The 13596-nt window shown below is 65.7% G+C and carries 12 protein-coding genes; 7 read left to right on the forward strand and 5 right to left on the reverse strand.

The features are described from left to right. Positions 1-231: 231 nt before the first annotated feature. Both gnd and prcB read left to right on the forward strand, forming a co-directional pair. Positions 232-1263: a phosphogluconate dehydrogenase (NAD(+)-dependent, decarboxylating) gene (gene gnd, locus ACQP2U_RS40745; RefSeq protein ID WP_433712477.1), complete on the forward strand. Its 1032-nt coding sequence runs from the start codon at positions 232-234 to the stop codon at positions 1261-1263. Between the two features lie 97 nt (positions 1264-1360). Then, positions 1361-2161, forward strand: a complete 801-nt coding sequence (gene prcB, locus ACQP2U_RS40750; protein ID WP_433712478.1) for a proteasome subunit beta — start codon at positions 1361-1363, stop codon at positions 2159-2161. 212 nt (positions 2162-2373) lie between these two features. Here prcB and ACQP2U_RS40755 read toward each other — a convergent pair whose 3' ends face one another. Next, positions 2374-3690 (reverse strand): acetyl-CoA C-acetyltransferase, encoded by a 1317-nt coding sequence (locus ACQP2U_RS40755; RefSeq protein ID WP_433712479.1) that lies wholly within the window; start codon positions 3688-3690, stop codon positions 2374-2376. A gap of 236 nt (positions 3691-3926) precedes the next feature. On the opposite strand from ACQP2U_RS40755, the gene ACQP2U_RS40760 reads away from it, so the two are divergent. Further along, entirely contained in the window at positions 3927-5285 is a 1359-nt protein-coding gene (locus ACQP2U_RS40760; protein WP_433712480.1) for a 3-oxoacyl-ACP reductase, read from the forward strand. Then, positions 5285-6151: a MaoC/PaaZ C-terminal domain-containing protein gene (locus ACQP2U_RS40765; RefSeq protein WP_433716758.1), complete on the forward strand. Its 867-nt coding sequence runs from the start codon at positions 5285-5287 to the stop codon at positions 6149-6151. The genes ACQP2U_RS40760 and ACQP2U_RS40765 overlap by 1 nt, the downstream gene beginning before the upstream one ends. 127 nt (positions 6152-6278) lie before the next feature. On the opposite strand, the gene ACQP2U_RS40770 is transcribed toward ACQP2U_RS40765, so the two are convergent. The 4 genes from ACQP2U_RS40770 to ACQP2U_RS40785 all read right to left on the reverse strand — a co-directional run bounded on the left by ACQP2U_RS40770 (position 6279) and on the right by ACQP2U_RS40785 (position 11480). Then, positions 6279-7661 carry a DUF5685 family protein gene (locus tag ACQP2U_RS40770; protein WP_433716759.1) on the reverse strand — a complete coding sequence of 461 codons (1383 nt, stop codon included), beginning with the start codon at positions 7659-7661 and terminating at the stop codon, positions 6279-6281. 439 nt (positions 7662-8100) lie between these two features. Next, positions 8101-8700 carry a TetR/AcrR family transcriptional regulator gene (locus tag ACQP2U_RS40775; RefSeq protein ID WP_397030714.1) on the reverse strand — a complete coding sequence of 200 codons (600 nt, stop codon included), beginning with the start codon at positions 8698-8700 and terminating at the stop codon, positions 8101-8103. A 251-nt stretch (positions 8701-8951) separates the two neighbouring features. Then, entirely contained in the window at positions 8952-10112 is a 1161-nt protein-coding gene (locus tag ACQP2U_RS40780; RefSeq protein WP_433712481.1) for a glycoside hydrolase family 3 N-terminal domain-containing protein, read from the reverse strand. A 39-nt stretch (positions 10113-10151) separates the two neighbouring features. Further along, positions 10152-11480: an ADP-ribosylglycohydrolase family protein gene (locus ACQP2U_RS40785; RefSeq protein ID WP_433712482.1), complete on the reverse strand. Its 1329-nt coding sequence runs from the start codon at positions 11478-11480 to the stop codon at positions 10152-10154. A 144-nt stretch (positions 11481-11624) separates the two neighbouring features. Here ACQP2U_RS40785 and ACQP2U_RS40790 point away from each other — a divergent pair, with 144 nt between their 5' ends. The 3 genes from ACQP2U_RS40790 (at position 11625) to ACQP2U_RS40800 (ending at position 13536) form a co-directional block, all read left to right on the forward strand. Continuing rightward, entirely contained in the window at positions 11625-12104 is a 480-nt protein-coding gene (locus ACQP2U_RS40790) for a universal stress protein (protein WP_397030720.1), read from the forward strand. A gap of 57 nt (positions 12105-12161) precedes the next feature. Continuing rightward, a complete protein-coding gene (locus ACQP2U_RS40795; protein ID WP_433712483.1) occupies positions 12162-13253 on the forward strand; it encodes an isochorismate synthase in 1092 nt (363 codons plus the stop codon). 115 nt (positions 13254-13368) lie between these two features. Continuing rightward, a complete protein-coding gene (locus tag ACQP2U_RS40800; RefSeq protein ID WP_364356109.1) occupies positions 13369-13536 on the forward strand; it encodes a DUF2613 domain-containing protein in 168 nt (55 codons plus the stop codon). Positions 13537-13596: the final 60 nt, after the last annotated feature.

Raw genomic sequence — 13596 nt, forward strand, 5'->3', positions numbered from 1 at the left:
CGATAATCGTCCGCACCGACATCGTCAGAACAGCACGGTCGACCAGCGAATCCCGTGCAACGACCGCGCCACACATGGAAGGGCCCCGCGTAGTTGCCGGGTCGGGGGTCTGGCAACTACGCGGAGCCATCCCGTTTATCGCTGCGTCGCACCGCGCGTTACACACTCGCGGGACAATCGGATGTGAACTCCTGCCCCCGGGGCTCCACACGCGACGAGGAGATGGATGGAATGCAGCTGGGAATGATCGGCCTAGGTCGGATGGGCGGCAATATCGTGCGCCGGATCGTCAAGGACGGGCACACCGCCGTCGGCTACGAACGCAGACCCAAGACCATCGACACGCTTGTCGCCGAACTGGGCAGCGATGGTTTCCAGGGCTCCACCGATCTGAAGGACTTCGTGTCCAGACTGGCGACCCCGCGGGTGGTCTGGGTGATGATCCCGGCAGCGGTGACCGGTCAGGTGATCGACCAGGTCGCCGAGCTGCTCGAACCCGGCGATATCATCATCGACGGCGGCAACAGCCGCTACCACGACGACATCGCGCGCGCCGCGGCACTGCAGCCCAAGGGCATCCACTATGTGGATATCGGCACCTCGGGCGGGGTATTCGGACTCGACCGCGGCTTCTGTCTGATGATCGGCGGCGAGGTCGAGGCGGTGGCGCATCTGGATCCGCTGCTGAAGTCCATCGCCCCCGGGGTCGAGGCGGCAGAGCGGACACCGGGCCGCACCGGCGAGCCGTCGCCCGCCGAACAGGGCTATCTGCACTGTGGACCGGCCGGTGCGGGCCATTTCGTGAAGATGGTGCACAACGGCATCGAATACGGCGCGATGGCCGCCTACGCCGAGGGCCTGAACATCCTGCACAAGGCCAATATCGGCGCGACACACGATGCCGTGGCCTCCGCCGAGGAAACGCCGCTCGAACATCCGGAGTGGTACCGATACGACATCGACGTGCCCGAGGTGACCGAGGTGTGGCGGCGTGGTTCGGTGGTCGCCTCGTGGTTGCTGGACCTCACCGCGAGCGAGCTCTACGCCGATCCAACCCTGGCATCCTTCGACGGACGGGTATCGGACTCCGGTGAGGGCCGCTGGACCCTCGACGCCGCGATCGATACCGGCGTCCCCGCGCCGGTGCTCGCGGCGGCACTGTTCGCGCGGTTCTCCTCACGCGGCGAGGCGCTCTATGCGGACAAGATGCTCTCGGCCATGCGCAAGGCCTTCGGCGGTCACATCGAGCTGCCCCCGAAGTAGGACTATCCGCCCCCGCGACCAGCCTGATCGGATTCGCCGCCGCCGCTGGGAGTTCGGTGCGCTGACGCCCGGGGCGGAAGTCGTTACCGTGAGAGATATGGAGTACGCGACGTCTTCCTTCTCCGAGAACCTGCGCCGATACGCCCCGGAACTCCTGCCCGGCAGCGATTTCGGCAATGCGACGGTGCGTGGGCACGACATTGCGCCGCACGGCACCACGATCGTGGCCGTTGCCTACCGCGGCGGGGTGCTGCTCGCCGGTGACCGGCGCGGCACCATGGGAAATCTGCTGGCCAGCCGGGATATGGAGAAGGTGTTCATCACCGATACCTACTCGGCTGCGGGCTTCGCGGGCACCGTCGGCATGGCCATCGAGATGATCAGGTTGTTCGCGGTCGAGCTCGAACACTACGAGAAGATCGAGGGCGTCGGGCTGACCTTCGAGGGCAAGGCCAACAAGCTGTCGAAGATGGTGCGCGACAATCTGCCTGCCGCACTGCAGGATATGGCGGTTGTCCCGGTGCTGGTCGGCTACGACCTGAGCGCCACCGACCCGGAGAAGGTCGGGCGGATCTTCTCCTACGATGTCGTCGGCGGTCGCAGCGAGGAGCGCTTCGGCTACACCGCGGTCGGTTCCGGTTCGCTGTTCGCGAAGTCCTCGTTGAAGAAAACCTACAGCCGCGGCATCGACGAGGATCAGGCGCTGCGCATCACCGTCGAATCGCTCTTCGATGCCGCCGAGGACGACACCGCCACCGGCGGCCCGGATCTCACCCGCGGCATCTATCCGACCGTGGTCGTCATCAATTCCGAAGGCGCAGTCGAGGTTCTGGAGGATCGGATCGCGGAGATCTCGCGCGAACTCCTCGAAGACCGCACCGCAGCGGCACGCGACTGAACGACAGAGGCGGTACGCGGTCGAGGAAACAAACCGAATACCACCCCTGCCGAGTGCTCACATCAGCTCTCCTAGGCGACAACTGATCTCGGTAAGCACATGGGTAACTCACCGGGCACGGGCTAACCCAGCCACCGGCTACCTGCCAGCCGCCAACGCTACCGTCGTGGCTGTTGAGCCAGGCGCCTGAATATTCGGGGAGGCGGGGGAGCTCAGCGCTCCAGGATCGCGACGACGCCCTGACCGCCCGCGGCACAGATGGAGATCAGCGCGCGGCCGGATCCCTTCTCCGCCAACATCTTCGCCGCGGAGGCGACGATGCGGCCGCCGGTCGCGGCGAACGGGTGCCCCGCGGCGAGCGAGGACCCGTTGACGTTCAGCTTGCCGCGATCGATCGAACCGAGCGCGCCGTCCAGGCCCAGACGCTCCTTGCAGTACTGATCCGATTCCCACGCCTGCAGGGTGGCCAGCACCACCGAGGCGAAGGCCTCGTGGATCTCGTAGTAGTCGAAGTCCTGCAGGGTCAGGCCGTTTCGGGCGAGCAGGCGCGGCACCGCGTAGGTCGGCGCCATCAGCAGGCCATCGGGGCCATGGATGTAATCGACCGCGGCGACCTCGGAATCGACCAGATGCGCGAGCACCGGCAGATTGTGCTCGGTGGCCCATTCCTCGCTGGACAGCAGCACCGCGGAGGCGCCGTCGGTGAGCGGGGTGGAATTACCCGCGGTCATGGTGGCATCGCCCAATGTGGTGCCGAAGACCGGCTTCAGGGTGGCCAGCTTCTCGATGGTCGAACCGGGACGCAAATTGTCGTCGCGCGTCAGGCCGAGGAATGGGGTGATCAGATCGTCGAAGAAACCGCGGTCGTATGCGGCGGCCATATTCTTGTGCGACAGGTAGGCCAATTCGTCCTGGGCCTCGCGCGCGATACCGAATTCCTTGGCGGTAATGGCGGCGTGCTCACCCATGGACAGACCGGTGCGCGGTTCGGCATTGCGCGGGATTTCGATGCCCAGCATGGCCGGACGCAGTTGACCGACCAGTTTGAGGCGGTCCTTATTGGTCTTGGCGCGGTTGGCGTCGAGCATCCACTCGCGCATGGACTCGCTGACCCCGATCGGAGCATCGCTGGTGGTGTCGGTGCCACCGCCGACACCGGCATCGATGCGACCGGCGGCGATCGCGTCACCGACGGTGACGATCGCCTGCAGGCCGGTGCCGCAGGCCAATTGCAGGTCGTGGGCCGGGGTGTAGGGGCTGAGCTTGCTGCCGAGCACGCTCTCGCGGACCATGCCGTGCTCGCCGACGCGCTTGAGCACCGCACCGCCGACGACCATGCCGAGACGTTCGCCCTGCAGGCCGAACCGACTCACCAGACCGTCCAGTGCGGCGGTGAACATGTCCTGGTTGGAGGCGTGGGCATAGGCCTTATCGGAGCGGGCGAACGGAATCCGGTTACCGCCCACGATCGCAACCGGGCGTGGGCCCTTCTTTGCCGTGCTCTTCGCTGAACGGGCTTTGGTTGTCACTCGAGTCTCCAAGGTCTCGTCGGGTGCCCGGTGGGCCGTTCGACACGGACGTGTCCGCGCAGATCGGCGCCCCGTCGCGGTTGGTTTACTTTAAACTTACTCTGGAGTAAGTTTATTGTCGACACCGTACCCGCAAGTGTGCGTAATTCGCGCCGGGGCATCTAGTACGCGAGCAGACCATTCGGCAACGCAGCGGGCCGAACCACGACATACGAGACACAGAAAAGGGAGAAACAGTGGCAGCAAGCAAGAGCAAGGGTGCTCCCAACCTCTACGGTTCGTTCGTACACTCCGCTCCCGGCCAGTTCCTGGCGAGCAAGCTGGGCCTGCCGCAGCCGGAACACCTGCGCCGTTACCAGGCCGGTGAGCCGCCGCTGCCCGGTCCAGTACTACTCGGCGGAAAGGGCCGCGTCGTCGAACCGGTGCGCACCCTGCTTTCGGACTACACCTTCGCCGACGCGCCCGCCTCGGGCCAGAAGTACGGCGCGCTGGTATTCGACGCGACCGGTATCGGCACGGTCGAGGATCTGTCGCAGCTGTTCGAATTCTTCCAGCCCGCCATGCGCAGCGTCGCGGCATCCGGCCGCATCGTTGTCATCGGCACCACTCCCGAGCTGGCTTCGGGCGTGGACGAGCAGATCGCCCAGCGCGCGCTCGAGGGCTTCACCCGCAGCGTCGCCAAGGAGCTGTTGCGCGGCGCCACCGCCCAGCTGGTCTACCTGCACCCGCAGGCCTCCGCCACCGCATCCGGTCTGGAATCCACACTGCGCTTCCTGCTCTCGGCCAAGTCGGCATTCGTCGACGGGCAGGTCATCCGGGTCGGTGCCGCCGACGCGGTGGCCCCGGCCGCCTGGGATAAGCCGCTCGACGGCAAGGTCGCCGTGGTCACCGGCGCCGCGCGCGGTATCGGCGCGACCATCGCCGAGGTTTTCGCCCGCGACGGCGCGACCGTGATCATCGCCGATATCCCCGCGGCCGGTGAGGCCCTTTCGGCCACCGCCAACAAGGTCGGCGGCACCGCGCTCGCGCTCGATGTGACCGCACCCGACGCCGCCGAGAAGCTGGCCGAATTCGCCACCGAGCGCTTCGGCGGCATCGATATCGTCGTGCACAATGCCGGTATCACCCGCGACAAGCTGCTCGCGAATATGGACGAGGGCCGTTGGAATTCGGTCATCAATGTGAATCTGGCCGCACCGCACCGCATTACCGAGGGCCTGGTGGCGCGTGGTGCGCTGAAGGAGGGCGGCCGGGTGATCGACGTGTCCTCCATCGCGGGCATCGCGGGTAACCGCGGCCAGACCAACTACGGCGCATCCAAGGCCGGTGTCATCGGGATGGTCGATGCCGAGGCGCCCAAGCTGGCCGAGAAGGGCATCACCATCAACGCCGTCGCGCCCGGTTTCATCGAAACCGCCATGACCGCGGCCATTCCGCTGGCCACCCGCGAGGCAGGTCGACTGATGAGCTCGCTGCTGCAGGGCGGCCAGACCATCGACGTCGCCGAGACCATCGCCTACTTCGCCAGCCCGGCGTCGAATGCGGTGACCGGCAATGTGGTTCGGGTCTGCGGGCAGAGCCTGATCGGAGCATGATGACCGAAACCATCACGCTCACCGAACCTCCCAAGAACAGCAGCCTTTTCGTCAAGGCCGCGCTCGGTGCGGTACCGGTGCCGCTGGTCTCGGCGCGCAAATCGACACTGCCCGACCGCGTGGTACGGCTGGCGGGCCTGCGCGTGGATCCGGATCATCTGGCCGCGTACTGCCGGGCGACCGGACTGCGGTTCGGCGACTCACTGCCGCTGACCTACCCGTTCATCCTCAGCTTCCCGCTGGCGATGCAACTCGTTGTGGCACGTGACTTTCCGTTCGTCGCGGTGGGTGCGGTGCACGCGCAGAATCTGATCGAGCGCAGTCGCGAAATCTCGGTGAGCGAACCGCTGGACTTCACCACGCATATCGAGAATCTGCGCGAGCACCCGAAGGGGCTGCTGGTGGATGCGATCACCGAGGTGAACGTCGGCCGGGAGCTGGTGTGGCGTCAGGTCACCACATTCCTGCACCAGCAGCGCACCTCACTGTCGGGTGAACCGAAGGGTGAGCCGAAGCCGGAAGAGGTTCCGCCGCCGCCGATGCGCACCGTTCGGGTGGATCAGAAGACGATCACCCGCTATGCGGCCGCCTCCGGTGACCACAATCCGATCCACACCTCGGCATTGGGTGCCAAGGCATTCGGCTTCCCGAAGGCGATCGCGCACGGCATGTGGTCGGCCGCGAATGTCCTCTCCAATGTCGAGGGACGGATTCCCGAAAAGACCAGCTACGCGGTCAAATTCGGTAAGCCGATTCTGCTGCCGTCCACCGTGAATGTATACGCCGACCAGGTCGACGGTGGTTGGGATCTGGCGCTATTGCACCCGAAGAAGGGGTATCCGCATCTGACGGCCACCCTGCGTTGATTTCCGTCGAAGCCGCACCCTCGACCGGGGTGCGGCTTCGCTGTTTCCGGACTGCGGCGCACGAGTCCGCCTCCCACGGACGGAATCGCCGGGTCAATTCGTAGGCGCCGCGACCACACGGGCGGGCTCAGCAGTCGCAGCCGCAACCATCGCAGCAGCAACCGTCACAATCGCAGCAGTTACAGCAATCACCGCAGTCACAGCAGTCGCCGCAGTCGCAGTTCTTGATCCAGGCGTCCTTGCGCTTGCCGCTGCACGGGTTGGTGTGGTCGGCGCAGCAGGCGTAGCCGGTGCAGTAGACACCGAGGACCAATGCCAGGGCCTCGCCGATGCCGGGGCGACGCGGCGGCTTCTCGAATCCCGTTCCCGGCGGCATCGGGTACTGCATTGACGCGGTGTGCCGAGATGTACTGCAGGCGTGGGCGGTCGCGCCGACGCCGCGGCCGACTCTGCGCACCAGGGCGTGCAGCGGGTCGAGCAGCATCCAGCGGATGGTGGGGACCTGGTCGAGCTCCACCTGCGCGACCGCCTTGCGCAGGTGCGAATCCGATTGCCGCAGTATGTCGTAGGCCTGGGGCATGGTGGTTCCGGTGGCCGCGAGCGGGTTGAAGCGGCCGCGGGTTCGGTCGGCGTCGAAGTCCTCGACGGCATCGGCGAGATGTGCGATCCGTCCGAAATGCCTGCCCGCCTCACGCAAAGCGGCAATGTTTTCCGGCCGGTCGGCCAGAACAGCGGTGTGTGCGAAGAATTCCGCCGCACAGATCTGAGTCGGTGCGGTCAGGTCATCGAGAGAGACTATGCGAGACGCATTTTTCGATGTTTTGCGCGTACTGCCGAGCAATGCGCGCCCCGTCGATTCGGCCGATCCGGCGCGGCTCGAGTCGACACCGCCGAAGGCGGGCGATGGGGTGGCGGTCGATTCGGCACTCCCGAAATCGCTCGGTCCAGCGGGGGAAGCATCGACAGCACTTGGCTCATGCGATCGGGCGGTCGATTCGGCGGCAGCTGAGGGCCTCGCGCTCGCCGATGCGAGGGCTTCCAACCGGGCCTGCGAACTTATCGCGGCGACAAGCGGTTCCACATCGAAACCGATCAGGGCGGCCTGCGATCGTGCGCGGTCGGCCCAGCGGCTCGATACCTTCGTCATCGGACGCCGGGTGAGTACGGAACTGTCACCATCGTCGACGTGATCGCGAATCTTGGCCGATCCCAGCAATAGTGACGCGGTGGCGGCCAGCAGCACCCCCGGCGAATCCGCACTGGCCACCTCCGCGCGACGCATCCCCCGCAGCGCGCAGGGCCCCGCCGTGGTCCGCCCCACCGAGCCCGACATCTGCGCCTCGGTCAACACGCTCAAGACGATCGCATCGGTATTGGTCGCCGCCCGCGCCAATTGCCCGTGCCCGTCCCGCAGCCCCAAACACAGCCCACACATATGTGTACGCCACGTGCTCGCATCGATCCCGTACTTCTCGGCCCCATGCGAACACGGCCGCAACATCCCGAACAATTCCACCCCGTTCCCCGACCAATGTGCCGGTCCACTCTCTTGATCTCCCGCACTCTGACACCCCGTCAACCCGCCCGCAAGCCAGACCTACCCCGCCGCACACTAGCTCGCCGCCACGGGACCGCCCGCCGCATACGCATTCGCCCGCGACGCACGAATTACCTCGCGAACACGCGCGCAACAGAACACTCGACGCGCGACGCAAAGCTGACCACCACAAGCCGGACCCATCAGCAGACCGCCAGCTTGCCTGCGGCACAACAATCACCGCGCAAACACCCGCCCCACCACAAAACGCTCGACGCACGACACCGAACCGACCACCGCAAGCCAGAGCCGTCAGCGGGCCATGAGTTTGGCTGCGGCGCAGGACTTTGCGCGTGAACACGCACGGGAGACCGTTTGATGCGCGGTATCGAGCCGACGGCCGCGCAGCGTGCTACTCCGCCTTCTTGCGGCCCGCGAGGCCACGCCATGCGAGATCGTCCAGGAGGTCGACTGCCTCGGAGACTTCGATGCGGCCGCTGGCTACACGGTCGGCAATGGCCTCGCCCGCGCCGATGACGGCTACCGCGACGACGTCGAAGTTGGTACCGGGGTCGGCATGCTTGGCGCTGGATTCGAGGAGTTTGGCGGTCAGTTCGATGACGCGTTCGCGGGCGTTTTCGATTTCCGAGGCGAAGGCCTGCTGGCCGATCGCCTGGCGGTAGAGCACCTGCCAGGAGTTGCGGTTGCGGTCGACGAATCCGAGGAAACCCTCGAGCGCCGTGCGGACCTGTTCGTGCGGGGACAGTTGCGGATTGCCCGCCGGAGCTACCGATTCGATGAAGCGCAGTCCCTCGCGCTGGATGCAGGCGCGGAACAATTCATCCTTGGAGCCGTAGTAGAGGTACAGCATGGGCTTGGAGATTTTCGCCTCGGCGGCGATGGCGTCCATCGAGGTGTCGTGGAACCCCTTACGCGAGAACACCTCGACCGCGGCGTCGAGCATCTGCTGCTCACGAACCGCCCGAGGAAGTCGCTTCGTTCCGCCCGCCATCACTCTCCTACCGCATGGTCGATCTCTTATATTACTCCAAGGTAAGTTCGGCGGGTTGGATTGCGTGTTCGTAAGTTCGGCGAACTATCGGCACTCGGCTCCCATCCTTCGGACCGCGATGTCCTTGGATTCGCGGGCGCAGCTGTTCAGCTGTCCAGCAGAGGAATACTACGGGTGTCCGGCGACAAGGCAGCTGTACAACATAAGACAGCCGCTAACGACGGCTCGCGGGTCACTAGAAAAGCCAGCGGTCAGCAGGACGGCAGCGCACCCTTGAAGCGAGCCATCCGCAGCACCGATGCGTCGACCCGGTCGGCGGGCAGGCGTCCACTCGATACCGCCTGCTCGAGACGATCCAGCACCCGCGGCACCGCATCGGTGGTGATCCACAGGGCATTGTCGGCACCCGCGACCAGTGCCGCCTCGACCGCGTCCTCGATACTCATCCGGCTGGTGATCGCGGCCATGCCGCCGAGGTCGTCGGTGAAGATCGGTCCCTGGAACGGGGACGCGCCGTAACCGGTGCCATCGCGCAGCAGCGCCATGGCCTGCGGGCTGATGCTGGCGGGCACATCGGAAGTGGTCAGGCCGGGTACGTCGAGGTGGCCGACCATCACGGCGGCGCCGGAGTCGACCAGATTGCGGAACGGCACGAGGTCGACGCTCTGCAGCTGCGTCAGCGGCGGCGTGCGGACGGCACCGGTATGCGAATCGCCCGATCCGGAGCCGTGGCCCGGGAAGTGCTTCATCACCGTGCCGACGCCGATCTCGTTCATGGCACGGATATAGGCGTCGGCGAATTCGGTGACCACCGCGGGATCGTCGGAGAAGGACCGGTCACCGATAACGGAGTCATCGGGCTGGCTGCTCACATCGACATCCGGCGCGAAGTCCACCGTGACACCCAGATCCTTCAGCGCCCGACCGCGGGTCACGGTGGCGTCGTGGAACTGCTCGGCGGTCATGGTCTGGGCGGTTACCCGGGCCGAGGGAGCCGGACCGATCAGATCCTTGACCCGGGAGACCCGGCCGCCTTCCTCATCGATGGTCACCATCAGCGACACCTTGGCGGCAGAGGCGACCTGTTTGATCAACCCATCGGCCAGCAACGACTTATCGGTCCAGCCGCCGACGAAAATGCCGCCGACCTGCGAATTGCGCACCACATTCGTGGCGTCGTCGGCACCGGTGACACCGACGGTCAGCAGTTGCCCCAGTTTCTCGCGCAGGGTGAGTTTCGCTAGGTAATCGGCCCCGCAGTCGCCTTTGGCGGTGGTGGTGGCGGGAGCCGCGGAAACGGTCGTCGCGGCGGGAGTCGCGGCCTTCGACGGCGCGGGGCCGGAGTCACCGTTCGAGCACGCCGTCGCGACGGCGGCCAGGATTGCGAGCAGGACGAGAGGCGTCTTCCGCATGGGAGTCAACGGTAATCGCCGCGCTGCGACCGGTCCGACTCAGGTATGGCTAGTAGCCAGTCGCTGCGTTCGGCGGGCGAGCTCGGAGATTCTGCTGCCGTCGTGGCCGAAGACCGCGCTGTGCAGTTCGTCGTGGAACGGGTCGGTCCAGTGGGTCGGGATGCCACGGTCACCGACGCGGATTCCGGCCACCGACCCCGCGGTGGCACCGTTGGAGTCGGTATCGCATCCGCCCTGCACGGTGAGCGCGATCGTGCTGGTGAAATCGCCTGCACCCCAGAGCAATCCGGCAGTAACCAGGCAGGCGTTCGGAATGGCGTGCACCCAGTTGTAGTGGTCGTGGCGGCGATGGATGGCTGCGAGGGCCTGCTCCCATGGCATCCCGCTGTCATGGTCGGTGATCACTTCGGCAACCGCGACGTGCAACCTCGAACGTTCCGGAACGCATTGCTGGGCAACCGAAAGCGCATCCGAAATTTCGCCGGCGGTGAACGCCGCGGCCACCAATGCGGCCGCCCACATCGCCGCATACACGCCGTTGCCGGTATGGGAAAGCCCGGCATCGCGGGCGGCGAGTTCAGCCGCACGTACCGGATTACCCGGGTTGACGTACCCGTAGATATCCGCGCGGATCATCGCACCTATCCACTCACGGTACGGATTTCGATACCTGGCCACTTGCGGTGGTTTCCGACCAGCGATCAGATTTCGGTAGGCGACCCGCTCCGCGGTGTAGGTCTGCAAAAATGGCAGATGTGCCAACCAGGCATCCGCGACATCAGATTGTGTGAAATTCGTTCCGCACGTTTCCAATAGGTGCAATCCCAGCACGGTGTAATCGACATCGTCATCGCGCGGAGCGCCGTCGATTCGGCCCTTCGCCGATACCGGCCAAGTCGGATTCATCGGATATTCCGGCGACGGGGGCGATAATACGGGTACATAGTCGGTCAGCGGATAGGCACAGGCCCGCTCGAGATAGGCGCGGATTCGCGCGGGCGTCCAGACGAATCCATTTTCCAGCGGCTTACCGAGCGTGCAGCCGACGCAGCGTCCGAGCCAGCCGCCGTGGATATGCTCGAACAGCTCGGGTATCGGCGCGACCGGCCGCATTACCGACCGCGGTGCCGCGGTTTCGGATTCGTCGAAACCCCAGTCGAGATCGCGTTCGATACTTTCGAGTCGATCGAAAACCGCCCAGCATTCGGCCGGTTCGGCATGATCGGCGGCAATCAACGCGCGCACCTCGGACTCGAACTCGGCTACCGGATAGCCCGATTCGAGCCGCTGCAGCCATTCATAGAACAGCAGCGTCCGCGGGTCCATCTCGTGCCTGCCGAAGAACACCAGTTCGTTCGCATCGGGCATATCCGCTCCTGGTCCGTGTCGCCAGTCGGTTTTCGCTGTTCAATTCTTCCCGCAGCAGAATATCCGCGCGCGGCAATACCTCGGAACGGGGTTGTCCGGAGTAATCTTGTGGCGTAGCCATATGACTCCCAACTGGAGGTCATCGTGCCGTGCGATCTCATGCTCATTGCCTATGACGGTTCCGAAAATGCCAAGCGGGCCATCGAATACGCCGGTCGGTTCCTCGCCGCCAACAGAGCGGTGGTGCTCACCGCCTGGGAACCGATGGTGCGTCAGGCCGCTCGGCTGTCCGGACTCTCCGGTGTGATGCAGCCGGAATGGGTGCCCGACGAGGAGATCGAGGACATCGCCTATGTCGACGCCCGCAATACCAATATCGAGGGCGTCCGCCTGGCCAAACTCGCCGGTCTGAATGCCGAGGCACGCACGGCGGAATGCACGTCGACGATCTGGAACGCCATTGTCGAAACCGCCGACGACCTGGACGTCGACATCATCGTGGCAGGTACGCGCGGCGCCACCGGTATTCGAGCGCTGATGCACAGCAGCGTCGCCGACGCCGTACTCAAGCATTGCCACCGTCCGGTGCTGATGGTGCCGCCGGGTAGGGAACCGCGTCGCTGAGATTTGGGTCGCTCGGGTGGCCCTGCTCCCGGTTTGCGGGGTTAGGGTCGAGGGATCATGAACGGTTTCTTGCTCGCTCAGCCCGGTGGGGTGATCCGCGCGTCGGGGACCCGGGTCGCCTTCGACGAGGCGGCGCGGGCGGTGGCGGCACTGCGCGACGGGACCGCCGAGCTGATCGTCGGGGCCCTGCCGTTCGATCCCCGGAATTCGGCCGCGCTGTGCGTTCCTGAGCAGGCGCAACGCACGGTCGGGCCGTGGCGGCCCGCGGCACTTCCTGACCTGCCCGCCGTTCGGGTCATTACCGAAATACCGAGTCCGGCAGAGCATGTCGCGCGGGTGACGAAATTGGTCGAGCAGCTGAACGATCCGGCGCAGCCGTTGCACAAGGTCGTGGCCGCTCGATCGGTGCTGGCCGAGGCCGATGCCGCGCTGGAACCGGAGTTGGTGGCGGGACATCTACTGACCAGACATCCGCATGCGAATGTTTTCGCGGTCGACCTGACGGCGGCGGGTCGACCGGATGCGACACTGGTCGGGGCCACGCCGGAGGTACTTGTCGCACGGCACGGCACGACCGTCACGTTGCATCCGCTAGCGGGGACACTGCCGCGCCTCGCCGACCCGGACGCCGATGCCGCGCAGGCGCGAGAGTTATTGGCCAGCACCAAGAATCGCGATGAACATGCGTTCGTCATCGACTGGATTCGAGAGGTGCTCGCGCCGCTCTGCGCGGAACTCACCATTCCGGACAGCCCGCAGCTGATCAATACCCATGAGGTCTGGCATCTGGCCACCCCGATCACCGGCCGTCTGCGCGATCCCGCGACGACCGCGCTCGATCTGGCGATCCGACTGCACCCGACCCCCGCGGTATGTGGCACACCGAACGATCTCGCGCTCGACACGATCGCACACATGGAAGAGGAGCGCGGCTTCTACGGCGGCGCGGTCGGCTGGTGCGATGCGTACGGCGACGGCGAATGGGTGGTCGCGATTCGCAGCGCGGAAATCGCCGCCGACGGCCGCTCGATCCGCGCCTTCGCGGGCGGGGGCATTGTGGCCGCTTCGGATCCGCATGCCGAGTTGGACGAGACCACCGCCAAGCTGCGCACCTTGCTCGGCAGTTTGCACTGCGCCATTCCGAGCTGACCAACCGCCGACCCGCCATTCGGTTCCGCTATCGGTGGCCTGAACGTAGGTTATCGAGCGCGGCCCTGCTAGGTTGGCCCAGAATGTGCCTGCATCGATGTATTGGAGTGCCGCGATGAAGTTTGCTGTCCCTGGTGTTGCGAGTGCGGTCGCCGGCGCCGTGTTGGGCGCGATCGCGGTGTTCGTCATCACGATGGCAGTGCAGCAGAACACGCGGCCCGATATCGAACGCAGCGACTCCACCTCTTCGCTACTCAACAACGTTGAGTACGGCAGCCGCTGATCGCCCGCGGCGCGAGCGACAGGCCCGCAGGCGCCAGCCTGCGTAACCACGGAGGGCCGG

Origin of the sequence: Nocardia sp. CA-084685 (assembly GCF_050955785.1) — a bacterium.
Lineage (GTDB): Bacteria > Actinomycetota > Actinomycetes > Mycobacteriales > Mycobacteriaceae > Nocardia.